Origin of the sequence: Olsenella sp. Marseille-QA0557 (assembly GCF_965119725.1) — a bacterium.
Lineage (GTDB): Bacteria > Actinomycetota > Coriobacteriia > Coriobacteriales > Atopobiaceae > Coprovicinus > Coprovicinus avistercoris.
The window spans coordinates 1,497,980-1,522,551 of record NZ_CBCPMI010000001.1 but is presented as its reverse complement, the minus strand read 5'-3'; the positions used below and the strand labels follow the sequence as shown (position 1 = coordinate 1,522,551).

Here is a 24,572-nt window from a genome sequence, read left to right as displayed (position 1 = left end):
GCAGATTACTTTGAGCAAACTCTGGTTTTACCATGCATACCCTTATCTTGAAGACGTCCTGCGTCTGCAGTCTGTAACACCCGAGTAGAATATTGCGCTTGAGTAACAAAGCTGCATAGCATACATACTTGACATGAGGGATAGCATGCAAATCAAAGATATTACCATCGAGGAGCTTGAGGCAATCGCAAGCACATGGTCTGAACCTCTTCCTATAGAACAGACTGCCGTATGGTCAAACTATCAAGCCACCATTGATGGACGCACTCCATGGGGCTGCATTGCTATAGAAGACAAGAGTGAAGTTATTGCCGTTGTTTCGTTTACCGACTATGCAACTCATGGCTATCACTATCTGCGAGCACACCATGCTCCTGTATGGGCCCAAACTCCAACACCAGAACTTGAGCAAGCAGTTGTGCAGGCTATTCGCAACTATGTCCACAAGCGCGACCGTCATATTGCCTTTATCCGCATGTCTGTTAAGGCAGATTTGCCCGAGTGTCACCCCGTGCTTTCGGGTATTCCTTATGATCGGACCGTCATTATTGATCTTGCTGGCGATCAGGACGATATTCTTGCGCGTATGAAGCCTCGTGGACGTCGTGATGTACGCAAAGCCTTAAGAGAGAGCCCTGCTACCTGTGCAGATGAAACAGATCTTGCACTTGCCTCGTTTGCCGAGTATCACGAAGTGATGTGTGAGACAGGCAAGCGAGATGGCTTTACTCCGGCGCCACTTTCCGACTATCAAGATATGATTTCAATGCTTGGGCCTGAGCATTGCCGAGTATTTGCTGGACGTATTGATGGCCGTGTCGTTACGTGGTCTATCGTAACCATCTCCGGCACACGAGCAGTACGCTATTACGGAGCCTCGCGCAATGAGACCATGCGTTTTCATGTGACAGACCAACTTGTGCTCTTCGAATGTGTTGAGCTTGGCAAGCTTGGATGCACCGACTACGACATGATGGCCATTGGCAGCGACTTCTCCCCCTCACTCATGGGACTCAACGAGTTTAAGACGAAGTTTTCCAAAGAGGTTTTCGAGGTTGCCCCCGATCGCGACATCCCTATAAAACAGGCATTTTATGGCGCACTGTGCAGCGCACGCCACGTAATAGCAGCACGGCGCGAACGCAAACAAGCTAAGGCAGAACAAGCCCGCCGCAACCAGCCACGGAAAGATCTTGTTCCCATCATTCTTGGTGGCGACATTGGCTCCTATGCACTCGCTCGTGAGTTTCATGAGGCTTTTCATGTGCAGAGTCACATTTTGGCCTCTGCGCCCATAGCTGCAGTCGCCCATTCAAGCATTGTTTCTGTGCATCACGTGGAGCGTCTAGATGAGACTGAAGTTTCTCGTGTAGTAACAGCACTTGCACAGGAAAAAAGCGACGCTACCTGTGTTGTTATTGGCAATACCGATGCTCTTATCAGCGTGCTGTCACATTGCAAAGACACGTTCCCTGAGAACTGCGTATGCCCCATCCCAAACGAAGAGGCCATTCGTTTGGTTTCGGATAAAGCAACCTTTGCTAAGCTCTGTGCAGAACACGGTTTAGATACACCACTCACTGAGGTTGTCTCACTTGCCGGGACAGACGAGATTGCGCCCACCGCAATTCCGTTCCCCCTGGTAGCTAAACCAGCCCGCTCTTCCGAGTATGCTGGCCAGCTCCTTCATGGGTTTAAGAAGGTCTATTTCATCGAAAAGCAGTCTGAGCTTGATGAACTCTGGGATCAGCTGCGCTCGGATGGTTTTACCGGAGATTTCCTCGTACAGGAACTCATCCGCGGTGATGATACCTATATGGATAGTCTCACAATTTACATGGGCTCAAACGGCAAACCACAACTTTTTGGATCAGCTCAGGTTCTTCTGGAAGATCATGCGCCTTCAATGCTCGGTAACCCCGTTGCTATGATTACACGCCCCATGCCTGATCTTTGGGATCGTGCAGCCAGCCTGCTCTCCTCTGTGGGCTATCAGGGCTTTGCAAACTTTGACATTAAGCGTGATCCTGCCACCGGGCGCATCCTCTTTCTCGAGGTTAACCCACGCATTGGACGCAATTCGTTCTATGTGTGCGCAGCGGGTGTAAACCCTATGCGCGCGCTCGTTACCGACGTTGTAGATGGCAAAGGCAAGCGCTGCTTCAAAGCTGATGAAAAGATCCTCTATACGCTTGTCCCCGTCTCATTGGTACGTCGCTATGTGCGCGATCCGGAGCTAGCGCGTGAGGTTAATGAATTGGTCGCAGCTGGCAAAGTCTATGACCCTCAGCGTTACGCAGCCGATATGGCACCACGTAGACGCTTGGATGTTGAGCTCACCGAGAAAAACCAGCATCGTAAGTTTGCCCGTTATTATCCTGAGCCAACTGACACGTCGTTTTAAGCCCCATCGTTCGACATAAAACGTATTTCTGAGGAATAGCTACAGAAAGTTGGAGTGCCATGGCACGAACAAAGCGGCCGTTAGAAATTGCAGCCACCACAACACTCGGTACTCTTGCAGCAGCGGCAGGAGCTGCTGCTACCGTCTGGTCTTTTTCGCCGCGTAAAGATGCACTTATTGAAAACCGCTGGCGACAGATATGCCACTATCGCTATGCGCATCGTGGCCTGCATGACAAAACCCAGGGTATACCAGAAAACTCAATCCCCGCCTTCGAGCAGGCACGCGATTATGGTTTTGGTGCCGAGTTGGATGTGCATCTTACCAAGGATGGCGCTCTCGTAGTCTTTCATGACTCAGATGTATTCCGCATGTGTGGCACAAAAGGCATTGTGGAAAAAATGGAGTATAAGGAGCTCTCAAAGCTACGCCTCGCCGGCACCAATGAACGTATTCCTCTATTTGACGAGGTCCTCCAAATCTTTGAATGGGATGCCACCACACCAGCTGCCACGATGCCCGCACCAATTATTATTGAGCTCAAAACATATGGATCAAATGCTTTTGCACTGACCGAACAGGCCGTAAAGGCTCTCGATAAACGCAATGTGCGCTATGTTATCGAGAGTTTTGATCCGCGTGTTTTACTCTGGCTGCGAGTCCATCGGCCAGACATTATCCGTGGCCAGCTGTCGGAGAATTTTCTTCAAGACGACACGACCGAAGACCAATCCTTATTTTTACGCTGGAGTGCTTCAGCTCTGTTGGGCAACCCGATCGGAAGACCCGACTTTGTATCATATCGATTTGAAGATAGACACAATGCCGCCGTACAGATTGTTTGCAGCAAACTAGGCGTACGTCTTGTAACGTGGACCATTCGCAGTAAGGACGCCATGATTACTTCAGAGAGTGAAGGAGCGCCTGTCATTTTTGAGGGGTTTGTTCCAAGCCCACGTTCTGCCATTCTCTGAAGTACTACCTGATATTTCGCCTGAGTGCGTCCACAAACCTACGAACTCAGAGCATCCACAAACCAACTCGTCAGTGTGGTTGGATGCGTGATGGCGGTTCCCACTACAACTGCCCAAGCACCTGCCTTGCGTGCAGCTTGAACATCTTCAGGTGTATGCACGCGTCCCTCACAAACAAGCGGGACCTGGGGAAATTCTCTGGCCGCCTGAGTAAGCAGAGCTATATCTGGACCATCCGCCTGACCACAATCAATGGCAGCGGTGCCATGAGAAAGGGTTGTAGAAACAAGATCACATCCCGCCGCTACTGCACGACGAATATCCTCAATATTGCGGCAATCTGCCATAAGTGCCACATCGTCTTCTTTGAGTGCAGCAACAGTTTCTTCAAATGTACGACCATCTGGCCGCGGATTATCTGAAGCATCAAGAGCCACAACATCAGCTCCTGCATTCCACACGGCACGGGCATGGCGCAAAGTTGGGGTTATATAAACATCTTCCTTACCGGCTTTCCATAGGCCAATAACGGGAATAGATACACGCTCTCGAATAGCAGCTATATCGGCAAGACCTTGACAACGAATTCCTGCTGCACCACCCAATTCGCAAGCGCGTGCCATTTGAGCCATCGTCTCAGGGTTTCGTAAAGGTTCTCCTGGATAGGCTTGCACGCTTACTATAAGACCACCTTGAAGTGATGCAATCTCTTCTCTCATAGCACCCTCAGATTTCGAGTCGAAATGCTAGTAAAACTGTAAGCTTATAAAAGATGCCGGGATGGTTTGTCCTATCCTACACGTAGTTCATGGTGAAAAACGAGGAGGATTCATGACACCAATCGTAGATTGTCATACTCATACGTTTTACTCTGATGGGCAAGATTCTCCTGAGGCCAACGTAGCTGCTGCCGAAGCAGCGGGATGCAAGGTGCTTGTTGCCACGGATCATCTCACCCTTCCTGCTGAAATGGATCCTAAGCAAGAGGTTGGTGTTCATGAGGAAGACTTATCTCGTCGTGCTGCCGATTTCGCCGCTGCCGCCGAGCGCCATCCATCTGTTGAAGTTGTTTATGGATTTGAATGTGACTGGTATGAGGGTTGCGAAGCCAATACAGAACGTTGGAGCTCAGGAGCAGTTGTACGTTTAGGATCAATTCACTGGGTTGATGGTCGATGGATTGATGATGTAAACGATCTATCTATTTGGGAAGATTTAGGCGCTGATGAAGTGTGGCGCAGATATGTTGATGCTTGGTGTTTAGCGTGCGCCTCTCCCCTGAACTTTGACACGATGGCCCATCCAGACTTAGCCGCACGTTTCCGCAACGAAGGGTATCCAGCCACAATGAACCTTACCCCGCTTTATAAGCGGATGGCAGAGTGTGCTCATGACACGCATCGCCGCATAGAGGTATCTACTGCCGGCTTGAGAAAAACTGTCGGAGGCTATTATCCAGCTCCTGAACTTCTTCGTGCATTCAAACGAGCAGAAGTTCCTATCACCGTTGGATCCGATGCTCATACCAGCGCCGACATAGCATGGGGTATTCGTGATGCATACGCCTATGCCGCAGCCGCAGGCTACCGTGAAATTGAGGTACCGCATGCCGATGGCTCATGGGAAACGATGCCATTGGAGTAGCCACTAAAGGGGTCAGTTAAATGACCCCAAAGTGCTCTAAGCCTGTAACCACGCCATCGTCGGCAGAAGAATCGGTGATATAGTCTGCTGCGGCTTGTACATTGGGTAATGCATTTCCCATAGCTACGAACGTTTCAACTGCGGGCGCCATAGATAAGTCATTCTCTGAATCGCCAAACGCATAGGTATTGATGCGATTGTCAGAACGGCCAAAATATTCAAGAACCGCTGTAATAGCGGTGCCTTTATCAACTCCCTTGAGGGAAAACTCATAAACCCCGCCCTGGAGATCGCAAATGGTGAAAAACTTTTCCAGCTCGGGACGAAGCTGATCCAACGTCTCTTGAGACAAACCCATCGCACAGAATTTTGCGAAAGGTGCTCTATGAGCTAGATCTGCCACCTCAGCAATGGACTCTGTAGCATCAGACCCTGGGAACAGCGGAGCAACCCCTGGAGCACATAGCTCAATGCTATGCGTATTGCTTTCCATAAGAACATTCGCACCAGTTTGGGAGAAAAGCTCTAACACCCACATAACAAGTTCTGGGTCGATATGCTCATCACGAATTATCTCGTTGCCAACAGCGGCATACGCACCAGCACATGCCACAATTCCCGTTGCATGCAACTCACGAAGCGAAGGATAAATCATACAAAGGGGACGACCAGTACAAATAAAGGAAGCGTGTCCGCGTGCTGTCATACGACGAAAGGCATCGTATACTGCAGGCGTAGGGGCTGCACCAAAGGAGCCTACAACTCCTTCAGCTGAACCACCGCTGGCGAGAGCCTCAAAGTCACGCCATACAAGCGTGCCATCAATATCGAAAAAAGCGACTGCTTTTGATGGATCCAAATAGTGTGCGGATAAACCCGTAGAACGTGTAGAAGCATCCCTTGCCATAAGTACTCCTTCGCATGTGTTAAGCAGTACTATGGTACGCAATTACAGTCGTAAGAGATAGCAAGAAGCTAGTGTCTACGGGCGTCAAGTTCACCGGCAAGCTCGCCGAGCGAAATATCGTATCGCTCCATAACTACCATGAGATGATAGACAAGATCTCCCATTTCATAACGAATATGGTCATGGTCGCGATCTTTGCACGCCATGATAATCTCGCTCGATTCTTCAGCTAGTTTTTTGAGCAGAGAGTCTTCCTCACCAACAAGCAAGCGGGCAGTGTAACTCTCCTCAGGCGATGCCTCACGACGGCCATGAATGACTGCTGCAAGCCCCGTAAGGGTTTCTCCGATATTGCCCTCGTGTACGTTTGCTGTGCGAACTCCCATACTTCCTCCGTTATATGCGGTAATTTGCAGCTTCTACTGAATATGTTTAGGTGCCCGCGGGATACATAAACTGCTTAAAGAAACAGCTGCGTGCACCGGTGTGGCAAGCAGGGCCTGGCGAATCTACACGCGCAAGCAGGGTATCTGAATCGCAATCAGCCCATAGCTCCACTAATCTCTGCATATTACCGCTGGTAGCACCTTTATTCCAAAGCTCTTGTCTACTGCGACTCCAAAACCAGGTTGTGCCTGTCTCAAGCGTAAGGCGAAGCGATTCCGCGTTCATCCATGCAACCATAAGAACCTCGCCCGTGTCGTACTGTTGCACCACACAAGGTACAAGACCCTTATCGTCAAATGTTACTTGGTCAGGCGAAATAATCTCTCTCTTTGGTGTTGCCACAACAGTGCACTCCTCTCACACTTAAAAATCCAGACGAACTGGAATGCCCTGACTGGCCATGTATTCTTTTACTTGACGGATACTAAAAGTACCGAAGTGGAACACACTAGCGGCAAGCACAGCGTCGGCCTCACCTTCCAGAATACCTTCTGCGAAGTGCTCGAGCGTGCCCACACCACCCGATGCAATAACCGGAATAGGTACTGCTCGTGCCACAGCACGAGTAAGCGCAAGGTCAAAGCCCTCTTTAGTTCCATCGCGATCCATACTGGTAAGCAATATTTCACCGGCACCACGTCGCGCGGCTTCCTCCGCCCATGCCACAGCATCAATACCTGTCGGTTCACGTCCACCTGCCAGATATACTTCCCAACGATCCGCTCCTGGACGTCCGGGTTCACCTACTCGTTTTGCGTCGATAGCACAGATAACAGCCTGACTGCCAAATGCAGTAGCAGCAGCCGTAATAAGATCTGGATTTCGAACAGCGGCTGAGTTTACCGACACCTTGTCTGACCCAGCTGCAATCATCGTGCGGCATCCTGCTACATCGCGAAAGCCACCACCCACGGTAAATGGAATGCGTAGTTCAGCAGCTGCTCGACTCGCTAAATCTATGGTAGTGGCACGGTTATCTGACGTTGCCGTGATATCGAGAAACACTACTTCGTCTGCGCCTTCTCTGTCATAGGCGCGCGCAAGCTCAACCGGATCTCCGGCATCGCGCAAATCCACGAAGTTGACGCCTTTCACAACGCGGCCATCTTTAACATCAAGACATGGTATGACGCGCCTTGTAAGCATACAGACCCTTTCGCATGAGATTGAATATAAGGCCAATCATACCGTGGAGATCCAGCGAGAAGACCGAAGAGCAGTGACACGCACCCAGTTATTAACAGACTAGGTAAATACTGCTGGCACTGAAGACAGCATCAGCTGCATCGAAGTCACCAAAATCCTCAACGAGGTTGTAAGATCTGGAACAGTAAGGGAATATCCATTTCAATTGGTAAACCCTCTAAGGAGGTCAGGTATGGATTCCTCTTCACGTAACGCTGGCACTACTCTCCTTGATGCCTTGAAAAAGCGGTTTGCCTGCAAACGCTATAACCCCGAAGAGCACATTTCAGACGAGGCTTTTAATACTATCCTCGAAGCAGGTCGACTCTCTCCTAGCTCTTTTGGCTTGGAACCATGGAAGTTTTTAGTTATTGAAAACAAGGAACTGCTCGCAGAGATTTTGGCAGCATCCTGGGGTGCCAAGAAGAACGCAGATCGTACAATCGTTATCTTAGCCAAACGCGGTGTCACCATTGAAAGTGACTGGTTCTACAACATTAATCAGCACGTTAAAGGCATGACAGACGCCGATATCGAGACGCTCAAAGAGCATTTCAACTCATTCCAACAAAATGATCTTCATGTTTTGGATAGCGAGCGCACACTCTTTGATTGGGCAAGCAAGCAAACGTATATTGTGCTTGCTAATATGCTCACCGCAGCAGCAGTTATGGGTATCGACGCCACCCCTATTGAGGGATACAACCGTGAAGCCTTAACCAAGGTGCTTGTTGACCATCAGTTGTTTGATCCTGAGCAATGGGGTGTGTCAATCTTAGTTCAGTTTGGCGTGCACGATCCGAGCCACCGCCCGCATCCTAAGATGCGTCGACCAATGAATGAGGTTGTGGAATACGTTAAATAGTCGGAACAGTTAATGCGCGCGGTCTGTTATTGCCTTTTACGTTGAGCAAACCGCGCCAGCGCCCAACCGATCGGTCCAGGTTGAAAGCGATGTCCTACCTCAACCAGACGCGCAGGGATATCGATATGCTGTGGACATTTGCGAGCGCAGGCACCACAGTGAATACAATTGCTCACAAGTTTGGGCTGTGTAGTGCGGATAGCACTTGCAGTGAAATATTGGCTTACCCCGGTAAACCATCCATATGCAAAGCTTGCATTGTACGCAGCAAAGCATCCGGGAATATTGATTCCCTGAGGACACGGCATGCAATAGTTACATCCTGTGCAAGGTACTCGATTACTGAGTTCAAACACCTCTCGAACACGCTCGATAACCGCATGATCCTGTGGGGTAAATGAGTCTGGCAGTGCATGATCGGCAAGGGTTGCATTCTCATCAAGCTGAGCGATGGTATTCATACCAGAAAGCACCATCGTCACCTCTGGGTGATTCCACACCCAGGAAAGCCCCCATGCAGCCGGCGTTGCAAGCTGAGGCGTAGCAGCTTTCTCGAAAATACTTGCAGCATTTTGGGGCAGCTTATCCGCTAGACGTCCACCGAGAAGCGGTTCCATAATAAACACGGCAAGCCCACGTTCTGCCGCAGCTTTAAGACCTGCTGTACCAGCCTGGTAATTCTCGCCAACGTAGTTGTATTGAATCTGACAAAAGTCCCAATCATAGGCATCGAGCAAGACGGGGAAATCGCCCCTACTACCGTGATACGAAAAGCCAATCTGTTTAATCCGTCCAGCTGCTTTTTGTTGCGCAATCCACGACTCAATACCCAGCTCACACAAACGTTTCCATTGAGCAGGACTTGTTACATTGTGTATGAGATAGTAATCCACGTAGCTCGTGCGAAGTCTTCTAAGCTGTTCAGAAAAGAACTTGTCAAAGTCTTCTTGAGAGTGGCAGGAACCATGTGGCAGTTTTGTAGCAATAAAGACCTGGTCACGTATGCCAAGCTCTCCTAACGCCGAACCAACAGCCACCTCATTACCGGGGTATAGATAGGCAGTGTCAAAATAATTGATACCCAACTCATATGCATGAGCAATGAGAGCTCGCGCTTGCTTATGGTCAGGATGTCCTGGAGGACCTGGGAAACGCATGCAGCCCAAACCAAGCGCAGAGATTTTCTCACCATTGCGTGGGTTTATCCGGTACTGCATGAAAAACTCCTGTTCAGAAGTATGGATTGTCCATTTTGGGAGCAACATTAAATTATCGCTGCATCACAAATTGTTTTATCCGTGACCTGTATTTGCTCCTGTTTTGATAGTACACAGTTTATTTTTGGATAATCTCATCTCAAGTGAATTCGCATACCCTCATTTTTTTCGGTACTAGATAAAGGCAAGAGCAACAGCAACTACAACAGCGGGAAGCATATTTGCGGTATTAAAGGTACGCTCATAGACAAGGTTGACGCCCACGCAGAAGATAAGAATCGATCCCACCACAGAAAGATTCGCGAGAGCAACATCGGTCATGATGGGCTCTATAGCACGTGCAAGTAAGGTTATAGAACCTTGCAAAATTCCAACAGGAATAGCTGAAAACAGGCATCCAACACCCATAGATGCAGTCATTGCGGCAATTATCAGTGCGTCAAGCACACCTTTAAGAGCAAGGGTAGACCAGTCGCCAAGAATGCCGTCTTGAATAGAACCCACAACTGCCATTGCCCCAATACACACGGTAAAAGTAGCTGTTAGAAAAGCATCGAGAAAACGTTTGTTTTCTGTATTGCCGGAAACGCGACGCAACCATACCCCAAAGCGCTCAAGTGCACCGTTGATATTGAGAAGCTCACCTATAAGCGTGCCAAGCGCAAGAGCTGCAACAACAAGCATTGTTCCACCAGAAACGAGCTCTCCATTATTTATGGAGAGCATGCCTTGTAGTGCACCAGCAAGGCCAATGAAGATAACACTTACTCCCGTTGCTTTAAGCAAGCCCTCTTGCACATGAGGCGCGATAAGACGACCATCAAAAAGACCTACTGCCCCACCTACCAAGATAAGCACAACATTGAGAAGTGTTCCTAAACCGATCATACGTATCGCATGTTCTCCTTTGGTGTAAAGCATCACATCATGTGCAGGACAAATCTTTTTTCACGCTACCAAAAACACTATATCAGCGTAAACACGGTTCCTAGGATGAGGGTATCGAGAAACACTTCCCACTATAGGGATCCTGACGAAAGGGTGCTCCTCATGAAAAACCTCCTTGATCAGCTAAAGACACATAAGAAACAAGCTATCGCGACAGGAGCTGGAATAATCGGCTTATGCTTGGCGTTGGTGTTAATTGTTGTTGGTTTCCCTGCAATACCAGATACAGGAACAGACAATAACTGGAATCAAAATGCCCTTGAAGCTACAACAAGCACTGACTCCGACAACAATAAAGACCAGGTAACGACTAAAAACAATCAACAAAAAGAGAAAACCTCAGATAAAACTGAAAACAATAAAGACAAACAAGCTTCTTCCACCACTTCTTCTCATTTATCAAACAGCCAACAAAATGGTTCATCGTCTAACAAGCAAAGCTCAACAAACAAAAAAGCAGCAGGTACTTCCGCAAGCAAGAGCGATGATTCAAATAATACTGGGAACAGCTCTCATACGCATACATGGCAAGATCACACGGCCTCCAGACAAGTGTGGGTATCCAATATGGTTACGGTGCCCGACTACGAAACACAAACCATTCGAGGAGGTCAGCTCTATACACAGCATTCCGATGGAAATTGGTACAGCGATGGAGAGACATACTGGTTCTATACAGATGCAGACTATGACGCGTTCAAGAGCCTCATTATCGAGAAAATGCGAAACGAAGGATATATTGGCAACTACGTAAACCGCAGCAAAACCGAGAAAGTCCAGGTTGGATCCCACCAGGAAGATCACGGCTCATATAAAACAGAAACCTACGTGGACTACCAATATTGTGCTTGTGGCGCTAAGAAGTAGAAACCAGCGACACAGAGTCCAACACAGAGCCATGCTACTATCTCCCTTAGATCTTAATCGGATTACTGGCGGGAGTTCTCCCATACAAAATAAGAGAGGTATGCCATGGAGCGTCCGAACGCTTGGAAGTCCTACGACCAAGATGAACTTGAAAAACTTGAACAGATTTGCGCAGATTATCGCGCGTTTATCAGCGAAAATAAAACTGAACGCGAGTGTGCGCAAGCCACAGTAAAGCTCGCTGAGGACGCAGGATATGTCAATCTTGAAACAGTTGTCGCTGAGGGACGTAAGCTTTCTGCCGGCGATAAGGTCTATGCTGTTAACCACAAAAAGACAGTAATGCTCGTAAATCTGGGCACCAAGCCCCTTGAGGAAGGCATGAATATCTTGGGAGCTCACATTGACTCCCCTCGCCTCGACATAAAGCAGAATCCGCTCTATGAGGCTGGCGACATGGCCTACCTGGACACACATTACTACGGCGGCGTAAAAGCCTATCACTGGGTAGCAACGCCTCTCGCCTTGCATGGTGTGGTATGCAAAAAGGATGGCACCACGGTGGATGTTTGCGTGGGAGAAGATGCTTCCGATCCTGTCTTCTGTGTTTCTGATTTGCTTATTCATCTCGCCGGCGATCAGATGAAGAAACCTGCAAGCGAAGCAGTTGATCACGAGAACCTTGACGTTATTGTGGGAGGTCGTCCTGTCACAATTGAAGAGGGAGACGAAGAAAAAGAGCCTGTCAAAAAGCTCTTCTTAGATCTTCTCAAAGTGAAGTACGACATCGACGAAGAAGATTTCTTGTCCGCTGAAATCGAGGTAGTACCCGCAGGCGCTGCCCGTGAGATGGGCCTCGACCGCTCGATGATTTTGGGCTACGGCCAAGACGACCGTGTTTGCGCATACACCTCGCTTGCTGCACAACTTGCAGTTCCTGAGGTTGAGCGCACTTCCGTTACCCTTCTCGTGGATAAAGAGGAAATTGGCTCTGTAGGTGCCACTGGCATGACAAGCCGTTTCTTTGAGAATTGCATTGCTGAGATTATGGAACTCGCTGGTGAAGGCGGCACCCTTAAGCTGCGTCGAGCTCTGGCACATTCGCGCATGCTCTCCTCTGATGTATCTGCTGGTTTTGACACGCTCTATGCAGATCGCTTTGAGAAGAAAAATGCCGCCATTATGGGACATGGTCTCTGCTTTAACAAATTCACCGGCTCGCGCGGTAAAGCCGGATCAAACGATGCCGATGCAGAATATCTTGCTGAGATTCGCGACATTATGGATGAAGCTGGTGTTGCCTTCCAAACCTGTGAGCTTGGTCGCATTGGTGCAGGTGGAGGTGGTACCATTGCCTTCATTCTTGCCGAATACGATATGAATGTTGTAGATGCTGGTGTAGCTGTTCTCTCTATGCACTCACTGTGGGAAGTTTCCAACAAAGCCGACGTTTACGAAGCTTATAAGGGATACTGCGCATTCATCAAGCGCTCATAGCGCAAGAAAGAACAAAGTACGCTTTTTAGAGACCCAAACTCCTTGTTGGAATTTGGGTCACTTTCTATAGAACGCCAGCTTGGTGTTCAGGGTCTATAAGCAGGGCAATCACTAAATAGGAGCATCAATCTGTTATTGCTCAAATCGCTGAGAAGACAAACGATAATCCTGACTCATATCCCCAACGGTTTGATTACTAGTTAGAATGCCACTGCTCCAAAACGCTGTCAGAGGTCCAGAAGATAGTATCGACAGGACCGGGAGCATCAGCCAAGGTCGCAAGTATGTCTCTTACTAAATCCATGTCTCTATGTATTTTGGCCCCTCCTTGGTGGCTCTATAGCGCCTATCTTCTCTCCAGTCTCTCGATCTATAAGCACGACATCCACGCCGCACACGTCAGCAACATCCGCCACAGTATCGAGGCGCGGCGATCTACCCTTGCCACCTGCTACTGAGACAAAAGCACGAGACTTACCAAGAGCAGCGCTCACTTGCTCCCCCGTCATGGTGGAGTGTTCTACAACATCAAGTATGACTCGATCAATTCTCACAGCTAACACCTCCAAACTGAAAGATATAAGTATACGCAAGTAAATACTTGCGTATACGAACATTAAGCTTGATTACCAGTCAGAATGCCACTGCTCCAAAACTTCCCAGTGCGTAGATAGCGGACAATCATGTTTGACTACCAGTCAGAATGCCACTGCTCCAAAACGAACGATAACCTTCAAATGTCTGAGGACGCGTTTGACTACCAGTCAGAATGCCACTGCTCCAAAACAACCTCAGTGAAGCGAGCAAGTACGTCGGGTTTGACTACCAGTCAGAATGCCACTGCTCCAAAACGATTGATGGTGTGATGGGCAAGAAAACCTGTTTGACTACCAGTCAGAATGCCACTGCTCCAAAACGGTCTGGCGTGGCGGGTACTCGACGCGCAGGTTTGACTACCAGTCAGAATGCCACTGCTCCAAAACGTCACGTCCTTGATGGCCTTGCCCATGGCCGTTTGACTACCAGTCAGAATGCCACTGCTCCAAAACCCTCGGGCGGCAAGTACGGCACCGACGACTGTTTGACTACCAGTCAGAATGCCACTGCTCCAAAACTTACATACCGTGATATTTGGGATGGCCCAGTTTGACTACCAGTCAGAATGCCACTGCTCCAAAACACACCCGCCCGCTCTCCGAGGGCGTAGGCTGTTTGACTACCAGTCAGAATGCCACTGCTCCAAAACAACAAGGTGCTCGCTGAGCTGCGCAGGAAGGTTTGACTACCAGTCAGAATGCCACTGCTCCAAAACGCGTGGCCTTGGTGGACTGGTCCCCGGCCAGTTTGACTACCAGTCAGAATGCCACTGCTCCAAAACCGCAGAATCTGCCTCAGCCTCATGCTGTCCGTTTGACTACCAGTCAGAATGCCACTGCTCCAAAACCGCGTCGGCGGCAAGCCAGAGCGCCACGCAGTTTGACTACCAGTCAGAATGCCACTGCTCCAAAACCGTTAGAGCAAATTCTCCTCTGCTAGAAGAAGGGATCCAACTGATAATTAAGGTTTAGCTTTCTAAAAAATGCAGGTCAATGCATCTTTTTCTTTCTCTTAGGAATACTCTATTATCTGGAATAGACTCCAGCATTAGTACCCTCAAACCGAGAAAAAACACCTGATTGTAGAATTCTTTCAGCTCATTTTCTGACAAAAAAAGTTTGAGGTTAATAAATAGAAGTGACTGGTTTATTTTCATATCAGAACATATTTCAAGAAACAGTATCAAGTTATCAAAGATCGATGCCGAGGAATCAACAATCGGCCTAAACGCAAAAGCCTTCAGATACCGTCGTAAATCCCATTCAATAGTAAACCCATAATTACCTTCTACCTGCAAAGAAAACTCATTAATATGCGAGTTTATTTCTCGCGCAAGTTGCTCTATTTCTTCTCTTGTTTCGAATTCCTCATACAATCGCTGCTCAACTAGTCTGTAAAGTGTCACAGATAATGCTTTGTCATCCCAGGGTAAATCCAGAGGAGTCTGTATTTTTATAAATGCCGTATTTATATGTAGTTCTTCCTCATCTTCACTCCAGACCGAAAATGACTCAGGAGCAGAACTTATGTCACATGTAGTCAATGATTGGCATACACGTGAAAATAGGACTTTATTATGTATTTCCAAAATCGTTGGTTCGCCAGGATAGATCTCAAGTGGTGACTCTAAACCCATACCACATATTTTCATAGCACTAAGAACTCTTCCATAGTGTCCACCTCATCGTATCTATCCCGATTTCCAGTTATATATTCCATCGTAGAAAATTGTTTTTCTGTTACTTTAAGCACCTGAATTAACCCGCTTTGTGGGCAGTGTTTCCGAAGCCTCATTACGGCTGCTCCAGCTGCCCCCTCATTAATAACTAGCTTTGCATAGACCGATTCCTGAAGCATGAGATATCCATCCTGATTTAAGAACTTCCTAAACTGGCGATACTGCTTCTTCTGGACAGCAGTTTCAACTGGAAGGTCAAAAAATACAATAAGCCTCATATAGCGGATCCTAAGTTTCCCGTTCATAGTGCAGCAAAATCTTCAATCTCTTCAATTACAATCTTTTTATTCAGCGCATTAAGACAGTCTTGAACATAAAGCGATACCACTGAGCCTAAACGATATATACCGCCACGATACCGTAATGTTGAATTGGCAAGATCGCCTAGTACTCGCCGCATATCCCGATCGAAATCTCCACCGAGAAAATCACTTACTATGTGATCCACAATCGGTCTGAACGGTTCCATGAAGTCACATGCCAAATTGAACTGGTTGTACTCATTTCGGTGGCAAATACCACATTGAGTCAAATATCCCCGTGAAACAATCTCCCGATTAACAATAGATAGCAGGATAGCGTAGCCATAATTGAGCGCTGCATTTACCGGACTATCATCATCGCGACTAAAGTTGGGTCCAAATAATGTTAAAAAATATATACGAGCGGCCTGAGCTTCGCGGTTTGTTACATCACCTGACCGTACCTCATCAGCAATACGTTTGAGCTGTTTAGAAGTTTCAATATAATCGCGCTCTTCTAGAAATATTGCCTGGTGTCGAATCTTATCTTTTACAATTCTCTGCCAAACGCGTTTCTTGATTGGCTCACCCCAAGTCAATTGTTTAGATAATCTTCCACTTACATTATGTGCACCATACAGCGGTAAATACTCTCCTATTGGATTAAACTTCTCATCACAAGCCACAAGAGATATTTTGTTTTTTGCAAGCTCCGAAAGCAAATAGGCACTTATATACACTTGAGTCGACTGTAGGATAACTGAAGAGATTTCCGAAAGGTGCACTTTAACCAGTTCATTCTCTTTACGCACAACAAGATAACCACTCTTATAGGAAAGACGACAGCTACTCTCGATAAATACAGTTCTAAAGCTCAAGCTTCATCCTCCGCTCAAACATTCCGGTTACCGATTGATCAATTAAAATTACTTTCTCAGGACAAGCTGTTAATGAGGTTTCCTGAATGCGTCCTGCATGCTTTGGTCCTCCAACTAGAGACAAATCAACTCGCGAAGTTGAAGCCTTGCAGAACTTTAATAAATTACTAATAAGCACCCTTTTATCTTTAATTGGGAGCCTTAGATACACTTCTCTCTTTGAGAGTAACACTTTAGAAACATTTGAAAACTTAGAGCACAGATAGTCTAATTTCTCTGTCAATACATCGTATAGCTCAACAAGATCGTCAGGTTCAATTGCACTATCCTCAGTCTCCTTATCACACGACAACGCAGCTATACGAATCATCTTTGCAGAAAGCACCAGCTGTTTAGATGAATAAAGTGCATCAAGTGCAGGAACATAATATTCATCCTTGCCCACATTAACTCTTGAATACTTCAACAAACGATCACGTACCGATCGGATAAATACCAGCCCTTTATTCCGAGCATCCTCGTGGAAGAAATCATCAATTGTCCTACTATTAATTCTTATATCGCGCAGCACTGGAATCGGAATACCAGTTAGAACTAGCTTATCTTTACCCTTTTTATCCTTGGCTAGATACAAGGCAAAATGAGCATACTCAATCGAAGAATATCCGCCATATTTTTCAACTGCTAGGCCTTGCTTGAGCGAAATTGTGCCAGCACGCTTGCCCCCGTATGGAGAGTAAATTGTCGTTTTCCAAAATTCGCCACTTGTCTCCTCGGGCATTCGAGTAATATAGCAGTCTTTATACTCTAAATACCTGCGTATACGCTCGGTTTCAAAAGCTGCATCCCAATATATTTCTCCCGTTTCCTCATCAACGGCATTTTTCATAAAGCTCGCAATGATAAAAGGTGCGTTTCCTGGAGCGCGCGTACTACGCTTGAGCATCTGATTCTGTCTTTTTATGAACTCTCTCATAGCATGAGCATATTTAATCGGCTCATTAAAAATGTCAGGATGTCGTAATGTAATAAAGCGACCAATCTCACAAGCAAGTAATGCGTCATGAGCATGGTGATAGTCATTAACCTCACGACACTTCACATATCCATTCGTATCCCTTAACTGCGAAGAAAGCGATGCTTTAATAGGGTGAATATGAGCAGTAGGGTACTTCGATTCAAGCATGAGTGCCACAGACTTAACTATTTGGCTTGTTTCTACGAGTTGCCTCGCAATAAAACCCCTCATTTGATTATCAGAAATGGTGGACCGCATCAAGTTGTTGTATTTTTTATTGCCTATAAGTCCTGCATTATGAAGTGCTCTCCAGTAATCGCCCATCTCTTTGCGAATACTTTCATCGATGAGCATTGCGTCGGATTTACGTTGGTTTTCACCACTTAGAACCAACGCTTTATTCTCAAAGCTGTCATCCTTCATATATGATTGAGGGATAATGTGATCAATCTGATAATGAGAAGTATTACCCAGATCGCGGATATCAATAGGTTTTCTTGAATATAAGCTCTTACCACCCTGCATAAAGTACAACGTAAGTCGCTCATCAAGATTTGCGTATCCTGTCTCCTTTAAATCACTGAGCAGATCTGACCGACATAAATCAGGATTGTCCCGTTTAAATGCTCTAACTGCCTCTGTGAGTGCATCATAGCGCCTCTTAGTTCGGGTACCCTTCTTTTCCATATTGTCATTACGAGTATATTCAATAAAGATATTGGCGGGCGCACACTTCGTAATACCAGTTATTTCATCAACGATTCTCAGTGCTTGATTTACACTCCTGCGCAAAGCAGGCGAACCAGGAAGCTCCTCCAAAGCAAGACCCATCCCACTCGAAATACGCTTCCGATTCTCTTCGTCAATTAAATCCTGAAAGCGCAGCTTATCATCTCGCAACACTTCCATAAACACCATGGTATGTGCTCGTGCTCCATTATTTGAATTCCCCTCGCGAAGGATATCCATTATTGATTTGTTGCCCAAATCCGTTTTCGCTTTAATGCCTGTCAGGAGCTTTTTTGATAATCTTCCCCATCCGGTAAAACGTTTTTTGCAGATCTTTTTAATTTGATCTGTATCAAGTCTATCGCCATACTTCTCTTCAATCTTTTCACGCAAGATCAAACGATCTTCAAACAGAGTGTTCCAGAGGATAATCTCCTCAATCATTGGGTAATCTAGCAGAGAGATTTCATCGACATGCAAAATATCCTTGCTAAAAAAGATATAAGAAGAAAGCTTTGACTCGTAACCTGTCTCGCCTTGTCCGCCTGAAACATGTACGTTGAAATGCCCTTGTTGGCACATCCAATCTTCAACCTGTTTATAAGTTACTTTGCGCTTTCTAAACAAATCACGAATTATGCCTTGTCGATCCTGTTCATCAAAACGATGTTGGGTATCCCCATCTTGTGTCCAATGAGATCCATTGAACTCATTGAGCATACAAAACTCTTCGTACAGTAGTGAGGATTTTGGAAGTACCGGTTCACCCTGGAGATAGGTACAAATGCCAGTCATGCGACGAATAAACTTCTCAGCACTCTTGTTTCTATCAATTATTTTATCCCAGTTCCAGGGGTATACACGTTCGTCTTCTTTGCCCGCCTTACGCTCGGCCCAAGCAAATCGATTGTGTCCATCTCTATCTTTTGCGGCGTTTGTAGTTGTAAGTGGACCAACGTAGTAAGGAATTCTGAACGAAACAAGTGACTCTAACTTTTTACGCTCTTTCTGCAAGAAGGGATAAAAAGGTGCCTGATGCTCAATGATTGCTGTCATTTCCTCAAGATGAAGCTGATACGGTATGCTCCCGTTATCACTTGTCTTTAACCGCCATAAAAACGCTTCTTCATCAAACTCTTGAAGCATTTGTCCATATCGAGAGTCCAAAATTGCATCGGTCTCATCAAGTAGCTTTTTCACTGCCTTTTTAAATTCTTGATATGAACCGGATCCATGCTGAAGATTGTACCTTGTATACGGTCCTGAATGTACTGGGTCATAACGCTTAGTACCAGGATAATAGGTCCCGCCAAAGAAATCCTTATAGGACTGCGGTGCATAAGTTTTAATAAGATCCTTAAGCAATGCCAGATCTGTTTTGTATTTCTCATATTCAGCTATCTTACTTTGGGATATAGTTCCCCCATTAGAATGTCTCAGTATTTTTGACAAAACAAAAGCTGAGTAGACCGCTCGAATAGATTCAAACAAGGAAATCGCTTCATCTGGACAAGCTGAGGCGTCAATATACTCTGAAACCTTCTCCTCACTCTCAAGCGAAAATTTATACGATTCCTCGGAATCCATGGGAAACATCTGAGAAAACGTGGCCTCAAGCCCAACAACTGCATTTGAAATACCCTTGGCAAGTGCCTTAGCATATTTCGAATCCTCGGTTGAATAAATGCCCAATAACCCCTGAACGCGCTCCTGTCTTTCTCGTCTAGAAATTGATCCCTCTTGAAGGGCAGTAACGAGTCCAGAAATATCGCAATTACTAAAAACGAATCCCAGGCTATCGCACCATTCTTGCAAAGCAATACTAAAACGTTCAATTACACTGGTCATATCGGAATTGCAAGCACTTAAACTTGGCATGTCTTCATAAAGGAAATTACCACGGCATTTAACGATATTGTGAAATGCAAGGTAGATTAAACGAATATCAGCACGCTCGGAAGACAGACAAAGATATGACCGAAGGTGATAAATCGTCGGAAACCTCTTGTAATAGTCTTTTTCGGTAAAATCCGAATCATTGAAGAACGGCCAGCGATAGCCACCTCCTTCTGCTCGATCTTCCGGATGAAGGCGTGATTGATTCATGCGGACAAAAAAATCAGGATCGATACGTTGCATTTCTTCTGAAAACAGTGCTTGTAAAAGATCAAGTCGTTGTCGGCGACGTTCATAGCGTCTCCGCTGACCACGATGAATTCTCGCTACAGAAGCAGGGTTTGCACTTGGAAATAACCTACTCCCCCAGGCTGCCTTTTTCTTGAATGTAAGAAGATTGCCTGCTTCATCAATAGCTGCCCAGCCAACAGAACCAGTTCCTAAGTCAAGGCCAATACTATAGTTGGTTGCTTTGCGTAAATTCATAGCCTGCCTCCGGAAATGTCGTGCTAAAATAATCACATCTTGATTACCAGTCAAGATGCCACTGCAAGTCAAAATACGGCCTAGCCAAAAATACCTTCGGGCGCTGTTCAGACAGCTTCTTGACTTGCCAAGAGCCCTTCTGGGCTCTTTTGTTGTCTTAGCTTACCTAACTACAAAAGAACTTATAAGTGGTACGAAGCAACGTTTCGATAAGCGTGGTTTATAAGACAAAAAGACTCCCAAAGAAGCCTTAATAAGCACGGTGCTTTGAAGTGTTAGCACCATCCATGCCTGATTCGCGAAAGTTCCCGGACTCATTTTGTTCAACAAGCTGTCATTTTGACATAAAGCGTAATACTTCTGATAATCCATATCTGATTCTTCCAAAACGGAAAAATCCCCCATAAGTCTATTGAATTCCACTATGCCTGGATGGCCTACCTTTCTCTCTGGATAGTAGAAATAGCGCAGAAGAGATTCACTAATGGGAATGGAAACGTACTAAAGCATTGCGTTCCTCAAGAAATATTTCTTTCCTTCATTTTAATAGCTTTAAGTTGTAGTCATATCGTATGTATCTTCACATATGGATTTTGGAGCAGTGGCATTCTGACTGGTAAGCAAACCGTTCTGATTTCCCTCTGTAGGCTGTATTTACTGTGAGTTGTTCTCGACCATTTGTGATCCATTCCCACATCGTGTGGCATGTGTCTTGACTCTGTGCGGAGTCGCGGCATGAAATAAGCCACCCCAAAGGACGGCTTGATATGAAAAAAGTCCCGTGCGGGGCCAAGTTCTGAATGGCAAGAAGCGTTGCGTGTCTACTTCCAGAGGGCCGTTTTCGGGACGGCAAACCCTTCCTCCCACGGGATATGTTTATTGTTGTACTCTCGCCAAGGCTTCGAATCTCGACTCTTGGAACCGGAATTAGATATTTTGAAGTTAAACTATCATGGAATGTAGTATAAAAAGCATTATCAGAGGAAGCTCTGGCCCTGCACAGGGACTGGGCTTTCTCTTATTTTTTGAATCTTCTTATGGGCCTATCTTTTCTAACGAACAAAACCTCATCGACAACGCCTTTAGTAACACAATTTGATAATTCTGCTTCTATTTTTTCGTCTGATAGAGATTTGTAATATGAATTAAAGACGACTCTAGCAGGCCCGTTGTAATTTAGTTTTCCCTGACTTATTGTCATATTGGCTGCGGAACTGTTCGACAGCCTTTCTAAGGTTTCCCTCAACAAATCGCAGGCTTTCCGGGTTTGATTCTTTCGTATCTTGGGGGCTCTTTATCTCCCACAACTCACCGTCAATCGTGACGTCAATGTTTGAATAACCGTCTGGTGCACTTTTCTGCCTTGTTGCAACTTTGAAGCCCGACTGACTGAGCTTATCCATTGCAAAAACGTCTCGCCATTCTCCTCGGTGATTCCGGAAATTATCAAAACCGTATTTACTAATTTCAATAGGGTTTCCGTATTCACTAAAAGGGTTCAGTGAATAGTCTATGTTCGGAATATCTCCTGTATAAAGTCAGCGTCAGTCTCATCAGAAAGATCGCCGCGAAAGAGAGCACGAATTATTCCCTCATGCCTGCTACTTATCATGAAATATCAACAAGCTGCTGTAGTCCGTATCACGAGGACGCTTACGATCAGGATCTCGGAAAAAATCCTGTGAGAGACGGCGAATTGCAGGAGCGAGTGCAATAAGAGCAATAAGATTAGGGATGGCCATAAGTCCGTTAAAGCAATCGGCAAATTCCCATACCACATCGAGATTGGCCACACATCCCGCAAACACCATGGCAACATAGGCTACCTGATAGATACGAATTACCACGCGACCACCGCGATGCGTGCGGAAGAGATACTCGACGCACTTCTCACCATAGTAGTACCACGCAATAAGGGTTGCGAATGCAAAGAATATAAGTCCAACAGTCACAATATATTGACCACCAGGAATGCTCTGTCCAAAAGCCATTGAGCTCATAGCGCCTTCAGACATCATGGGATCGGCACACCAAAGACCAGAAGTAAGAATAACAAGACCCGTTATGGTGCACATAACGATGCTATCGAAGAACACCTCAAAGGTTCCCCATAGGCCCTGACGGGCGGGATGGTCGGTGTCAGCAGAAGCATGTGCAATAGGTGCTGAACCCATACCCGCTTCATGAGTAAATACACCACGCGACATACCAATACGGCATGCATACATAACCGTAGCGCCTGTAAAACCACCTATAGCAGCGGTACCTGTAAAAGCATCCTGGAAAATCAGAGCGATAGCGGTTGGGATTTCTGCAGCGTTGATAACGAGCACTACTAAAGCACCAACAAGGTAGAAAATAGCTGCAAAGGGTATGAGTACCTCAGTAAAGTGAGAGATACGCTTAATGCCACCGATAAGCACCAGTCCAGCAAACACAGCTACCACAACGCCAATAACGGGAAGCGGAATACCAAAAGTTGCATTTACGCTGCCAGCAAGTGAATTGGCCTGTACACTCGCTCCGATACCAAATGATGCCAGAAAGCCAAAAATTGCAAACAATATGGCAAGCCACGTTGCGCCTAAACCACGCGAGATGTAATACATGGGGCCACCTACGATCTCTCCGCGATCATTGCGGGTACGATAGGCCACCGCCAGTGTAACTTCGCAGTACTTGATAACCATACCCGCAAGCGCACTCAACCACAGCCAAAAAAGAGATCCAGGACCGCCAGTAGCAACAGCGAGTGCCACTCCAACGATGTTGCCGGTGCCGAGCGTTCCTGCAAGCGCTGTGCATACTGCCTGAAACGGCGAAATCGAACCATGTTCCAACTCAGACTTATCCGAACGATGAAAAAGCGTCTTGGTGGTATAGCGCATCACAATATTGAAACGCGTAAATACAACACCTTTGATGACAAAAAACAAAAATATGCCTGTACCAATCATGAGCACAACCATGGGGATGCCCCACAGCACATTGTTATTCAACGTGGAAAGTGCAGACATGAAGATGTCAAACATGAATGACCCCTTGATGGTGGCACATGGGTAATAAGAGACGAAGGTTCAGTGTATAGACATCATGTTTCCAGCTTGTGACGGAGTGGCAAGAAAATGCACGTTAGAGACCAGCTACTACCCCACCAGCGCAAGGAAGTCTGCTACCGAAAGCGCCGCCACGGGCGCATGGCGAAGGAGACTCTCGTCGCTGGTTACAAGGTAGTCAACCCGGGCGCGCTGTGCCGCCGCCAGCACCAGGCAATCTTCAAAGTCTGTGTGTATGCGTTGGTATTTCCGCGCAAGCCAGATGTCGGAAACATCCATGCCGACTGCGGTTGCCACTTCGGTCATGTTCGTAATGCAGGCGGCTGCATATGAAGAAACCGCACGTGCCTGACTTTCTGAAAGTCGCTCACTCGTCGCCCGAGCCTGCCGTTTGAGCGAGGCTCCTACAAGATAGAACACATCCTTCGCGGAGACCGCTGCATAGAGCAGGTCAATTCTCGCTCGTTCACAGACGTCAATAAGCTCGTTTGCCTCGCGCGAGCGTGGACGAGCACCATCGAAAGCATCAAGCCAGACATTGGTGTCAAGAAGGACGCGCAGGGGTTGTGACATCTACGCCTCCCTATCCAGACGCTCGTCGTACCAAGCTTCGCGCAGATTATCCCAGGACGGTAGATCTGCGGATGTTGCCTCGGCAATTCTCAGCTCGTTAGCTGTCTGTGTGTAAAGGTCGCGTAGTTCGGCTGTAGCAGAAAGTCTCCGGTCTACGGCATCGGAGAGTATGGACTCTGCGTCGGGTGCAATAACCTCACAGATAGCTGCAACATCGTCTTGGTGCTCTACAACGAACCGCCAGAACCCACGTACTGCCGCCGATGGCGTATAGCCAAGGCGCGTAAGCACAGCATCGCCAGCTTCTTTGAGTCGAGCGTCAATGCGAGTATTCATCTGTATCTGCCGAGCCTCAGATGACGTAGTCGTTATAGCCATGCTGATCACCTCTTTATGGATGTATA

The 24,572-nt window shown here is 46.8% G+C and carries 22 protein-coding genes and 1 CRISPR repeat array; of the genes, 6 read left to right on the top strand and 16 right to left on the bottom strand.

Going from position 1 to position 24,572, the window contains the following annotated elements; genetic code table 11:
* The first annotated feature begins 145 nt into the window (after nucleotides 1-145).
* The gene (locus tag ACQY6Y_RS06920; RefSeq protein ID WP_428379581.1) at nucleotides 146-2,404 is read left to right on the top strand and encodes a GNAT family N-acetyltransferase; all 2,259 of its coding nucleotides are present in this window, start codon (nucleotides 146-148) and stop codon (nucleotides 2,402-2,404) included.
* A 59-nt stretch (nucleotides 2,405-2,463) separates the two neighbouring features.
* A complete protein-coding gene (locus ACQY6Y_RS06915) occupies nucleotides 2,464-3,378 on the top strand; it encodes a glycerophosphodiester phosphodiesterase family protein (RefSeq protein ID WP_428379580.1) in 915 nt (304 codons plus the stop codon).
* A 38-nt stretch (nucleotides 3,379-3,416) separates the two neighbouring features.
* Here the strand turns inward: ACQY6Y_RS06915 and ACQY6Y_RS06910 are convergent, their stop codons facing one another.
* Nucleotides 3,417-4,097, bottom strand: coding sequence for an N-acetylmannosamine-6-phosphate 2-epimerase (locus tag ACQY6Y_RS06910; protein ID WP_428379578.1), 681 nt, complete (start codon nucleotides 4,095-4,097; stop codon nucleotides 3,417-3,419).
* A 112-nt stretch (nucleotides 4,098-4,209) separates the two neighbouring features.
* On the opposite strand from ACQY6Y_RS06910, the gene ACQY6Y_RS06905 reads away from it, so the two are divergent.
* Nucleotides 4,210-5,022, top strand: coding sequence for a PHP domain-containing protein (locus tag ACQY6Y_RS06905; protein WP_428379576.1), 813 nt, complete (start codon nucleotides 4,210-4,212; stop codon nucleotides 5,020-5,022).
* Between the two features lie 16 nt (nucleotides 5,023-5,038).
* Here ACQY6Y_RS06905 and ACQY6Y_RS06900 read toward each other — a convergent pair whose 3' ends face one another.
* The 4 genes from ACQY6Y_RS06900 to hisF form a co-directional block, all read right to left on the bottom strand.
* Complete coding sequence (locus ACQY6Y_RS06900) at nucleotides 5,039-5,929, bottom strand: HAD-IIB family hydrolase (protein WP_428379575.1); 891 nt, start codon at nucleotides 5,927-5,929, stop codon at nucleotides 5,039-5,041.
* Between the two features lie 68 nt (nucleotides 5,930-5,997).
* Nucleotides 5,998-6,315 (bottom strand): phosphoribosyl-ATP diphosphatase, encoded by a 318-nt coding sequence (gene hisE / locus ACQY6Y_RS06895; protein ID WP_428379574.1) that lies wholly within the window; start codon nucleotides 6,313-6,315, stop codon nucleotides 5,998-6,000.
* Between the two features lie 46 nt (nucleotides 6,316-6,361).
* Nucleotides 6,362-6,718 carry a phosphoribosyl-AMP cyclohydrolase gene (gene hisI / locus ACQY6Y_RS06890; protein ID WP_428379573.1) on the bottom strand — a complete coding sequence of 119 codons (357 nt, stop codon included), beginning with the start codon at nucleotides 6,716-6,718 and terminating at the stop codon, nucleotides 6,362-6,364.
* Nucleotides 6,719-6,739: 21 nt separating this feature from the next.
* Nucleotides 6,740-7,522: an imidazole glycerol phosphate synthase subunit HisF gene (hisF, locus tag ACQY6Y_RS06885; protein ID WP_428379572.1), complete on the bottom strand. Its 783-nt coding sequence runs from the start codon at nucleotides 7,520-7,522 to the stop codon at nucleotides 6,740-6,742.
* A 232-nt stretch (nucleotides 7,523-7,754) separates the two neighbouring features.
* On the opposite strand from hisF, the gene ACQY6Y_RS06880 reads away from it, so the two are divergent.
* A complete protein-coding gene (locus ACQY6Y_RS06880) occupies nucleotides 7,755-8,426 on the top strand; it encodes an NAD(P)H-dependent oxidoreductase (protein WP_428379571.1) in 672 nt (223 codons plus the stop codon).
* Nucleotides 8,427-8,452: 26 nt separating this feature from the next.
* Here the strand turns inward: ACQY6Y_RS06880 and ACQY6Y_RS06875 are convergent, their stop codons facing one another.
* Nucleotides 8,453-9,643 (bottom strand): aldo/keto reductase, encoded by a 1,191-nt coding sequence (locus ACQY6Y_RS06875; protein WP_428379570.1) that lies wholly within the window; start codon nucleotides 9,641-9,643, stop codon nucleotides 8,453-8,455.
* A gap of 174 nt (nucleotides 9,644-9,817) precedes the next feature.
* Nucleotides 9,818-10,531 carry a DUF554 domain-containing protein gene (locus tag ACQY6Y_RS06870; protein WP_428379569.1) on the bottom strand — a complete coding sequence of 238 codons (714 nt, stop codon included), beginning with the start codon at nucleotides 10,529-10,531 and terminating at the stop codon, nucleotides 9,818-9,820.
* A 162-nt stretch (nucleotides 10,532-10,693) separates the two neighbouring features.
* Here ACQY6Y_RS06870 and ACQY6Y_RS06865 point away from each other — a divergent pair, with 162 nt between their 5' ends.
* A complete protein-coding gene (locus tag ACQY6Y_RS06865) occupies nucleotides 10,694-11,458 on the top strand; it encodes a hypothetical protein (RefSeq protein WP_428379568.1) in 765 nt (254 codons plus the stop codon).
* Nucleotides 11,459-11,563: 105 nt separating this feature from the next.
* Nucleotides 11,564-12,955 carry an aminopeptidase gene (locus ACQY6Y_RS06860; RefSeq protein ID WP_428379567.1) on the top strand — a complete coding sequence of 464 codons (1,392 nt, stop codon included), beginning with the start codon at nucleotides 11,564-11,566 and terminating at the stop codon, nucleotides 12,953-12,955.
* Nucleotides 12,956-13,263: 308 nt separating this feature from the next.
* Here the strand turns inward: ACQY6Y_RS06860 and ACQY6Y_RS06855 are convergent, their stop codons facing one another.
* From ACQY6Y_RS06855 to ACQY6Y_RS06815, 9 genes are all read right to left on the bottom strand, one after another.
* Nucleotides 13,264-13,509 (bottom strand): helix-turn-helix domain-containing protein, encoded by a 246-nt coding sequence (locus tag ACQY6Y_RS06855; protein ID WP_428379566.1) that lies wholly within the window; start codon nucleotides 13,507-13,509, stop codon nucleotides 13,264-13,266.
* A gap of 66 nt (nucleotides 13,510-13,575) precedes the next feature.
* Nucleotides 13,576-14,465: a CRISPR direct-repeat array (repeat unit 36 nt; unit sequence GTTTGACTACCAGTCAGAATGCCACTGCTCCAAAAC).
* Between the two features lie 54 nt (nucleotides 14,466-14,519).
* Nucleotides 14,520-15,188: a type II-A CRISPR-associated protein Csn2 gene (csn2, locus tag ACQY6Y_RS06850; RefSeq protein WP_428379565.1), complete on the bottom strand. Its 669-nt coding sequence runs from the start codon at nucleotides 15,186-15,188 to the stop codon at nucleotides 14,520-14,522.
* Between the two features lie 11 nt (nucleotides 15,189-15,199).
* Nucleotides 15,200-15,508 (bottom strand): CRISPR-associated endonuclease Cas2, encoded by a 309-nt coding sequence (gene cas2 / locus ACQY6Y_RS06845; protein WP_428379564.1) that lies wholly within the window; start codon nucleotides 15,506-15,508, stop codon nucleotides 15,200-15,202.
* Nucleotides 15,509-15,531: 23 nt separating this feature from the next.
* Entirely contained in the window at nucleotides 15,532-16,410 is an 879-nt protein-coding gene (gene cas1 / locus ACQY6Y_RS06840) for a type II CRISPR-associated endonuclease Cas1 (RefSeq protein WP_428379563.1), read from the bottom strand.
* Nucleotides 16,400-20,539: a type II CRISPR RNA-guided endonuclease Cas9 gene (cas9, locus tag ACQY6Y_RS06835; protein ID WP_428379562.1), complete on the bottom strand. Its 4,140-nt coding sequence runs from the start codon at nucleotides 20,537-20,539 to the stop codon at nucleotides 16,400-16,402. The genes cas1 and cas9 overlap by 11 nt, the downstream gene beginning before the upstream one ends.
* Before the next feature lie 1,157 nt (nucleotides 20,540-21,696).
* Nucleotides 21,697-21,942 (bottom strand): hypothetical protein, encoded by a 246-nt coding sequence (locus tag ACQY6Y_RS06830; protein WP_428379561.1) that lies wholly within the window; start codon nucleotides 21,940-21,942, stop codon nucleotides 21,697-21,699.
* 198 nt (nucleotides 21,943-22,140) lie between these two features.
* Nucleotides 22,141-23,571 (bottom strand): alanine/glycine:cation symporter family protein, encoded by a 1,431-nt coding sequence (locus ACQY6Y_RS06825; protein ID WP_428379560.1) that lies wholly within the window; start codon nucleotides 23,569-23,571, stop codon nucleotides 22,141-22,143.
* A gap of 114 nt (nucleotides 23,572-23,685) precedes the next feature.
* On the bottom strand, nucleotides 23,686-24,168 hold the full coding sequence (locus tag ACQY6Y_RS06820; RefSeq protein ID WP_428379559.1) for a type II toxin-antitoxin system VapC family toxin: 483 nt from the start codon (nucleotides 24,166-24,168) through the stop codon (nucleotides 23,686-23,688).
* Nucleotides 24,169-24,546: a hypothetical protein gene (locus ACQY6Y_RS06815; RefSeq protein ID WP_428379558.1), complete on the bottom strand. Its 378-nt coding sequence runs from the start codon at nucleotides 24,544-24,546 to the stop codon at nucleotides 24,169-24,171.
* Between the last annotated feature and the right edge of the window lie 26 nt (nucleotides 24,547-24,572).

Excerpts from the sequence above, each read along its gene's own strand:
- ACQY6Y_RS06920 (WP_428379581.1), top strand. The coding sequence starts at position 146 with ATGCAAATCAAAGATATTACCATCGAGGAGCTTGAGGCAATCGCAAGC.
- ACQY6Y_RS06915 (WP_428379580.1), top strand. The coding sequence starts at position 2,464 with ATGGCACGAACAAAGCGGCCGTTAGAAATTGCAGCCACCACAACACTC.
- ACQY6Y_RS06910 (WP_428379578.1), bottom strand. The coding sequence starts at position 4,097 with ATGAGAGAAGAGATTGCATCACTTCAAGGTGGTCTTATAGTAAGCGTG.
- ACQY6Y_RS06905 (WP_428379576.1), top strand. The coding sequence starts at position 4,210 with ATGACACCAATCGTAGATTGTCATACTCATACGTTTTACTCTGATGGG.
- ACQY6Y_RS06900 (WP_428379575.1), bottom strand. The coding sequence starts at position 5,929 with ATGGCAAGGGATGCTTCTACACGTTCTACGGGTTTATCCGCACACTAT.
- hisE (WP_428379574.1), bottom strand. The coding sequence starts at position 6,315 with ATGGGAGTTCGCACAGCAAACGTACACGAGGGCAATATCGGAGAAACC.
- hisF (WP_428379572.1), bottom strand. The coding sequence starts at position 7,522 with ATGCTTACAAGGCGCGTCATACCATGTCTTGATGTTAAAGATGGCCGC.
- ACQY6Y_RS06880 (WP_428379571.1), top strand. The coding sequence starts at position 7,755 with ATGGATTCCTCTTCACGTAACGCTGGCACTACTCTCCTTGATGCCTTG.
- ACQY6Y_RS06875 (WP_428379570.1), bottom strand. The coding sequence starts at position 9,643 with ATGCAGTACCGGATAAACCCACGCAATGGTGAGAAAATCTCTGCGCTT.
- ACQY6Y_RS06870 (WP_428379569.1), bottom strand. The coding sequence starts at position 10,531 with ATGATCGGTTTAGGAACACTTCTCAATGTTGTGCTTATCTTGGTAGGT.
- ACQY6Y_RS06865 (WP_428379568.1), top strand. The coding sequence starts at position 10,694 with ATGAAAAACCTCCTTGATCAGCTAAAGACACATAAGAAACAAGCTATC.
- ACQY6Y_RS06860 (WP_428379567.1), top strand. The coding sequence starts at position 11,564 with ATGGAGCGTCCGAACGCTTGGAAGTCCTACGACCAAGATGAACTTGAA.
- csn2 (WP_428379565.1), bottom strand. The coding sequence starts at position 15,188 with ATGGGTTTAGAGTCACCACTTGAGATCTATCCTGGCGAACCAACGATT.
- cas2 (WP_428379564.1), bottom strand. The coding sequence starts at position 15,508 with ATGAGGCTTATTGTATTTTTTGACCTTCCAGTTGAAACTGCTGTCCAG.
- cas9 (WP_428379562.1), bottom strand. The coding sequence starts at position 20,539 with ATGAATTTACGCAAAGCAACCAACTATAGTATTGGCCTTGACTTAGGA.
- ACQY6Y_RS06830 (WP_428379561.1), bottom strand. The coding sequence starts at position 21,942 with ATGGATAAGCTCAGTCAGTCGGGCTTCAAAGTTGCAACAAGGCAGAAA.
- ACQY6Y_RS06825 (WP_428379560.1), bottom strand. The coding sequence starts at position 23,571 with ATGTTTGACATCTTCATGTCTGCACTTTCCACGTTGAATAACAATGTG.
- ACQY6Y_RS06820 (WP_428379559.1), bottom strand. The coding sequence starts at position 24,168 with ATGTCACAACCCCTGCGCGTCCTTCTTGACACCAATGTCTGGCTTGAT.
- ACQY6Y_RS06815 (WP_428379558.1), bottom strand. The coding sequence starts at position 24,546 with ATGGCTATAACGACTACGTCATCTGAGGCTCGGCAGATACAGATGAAT.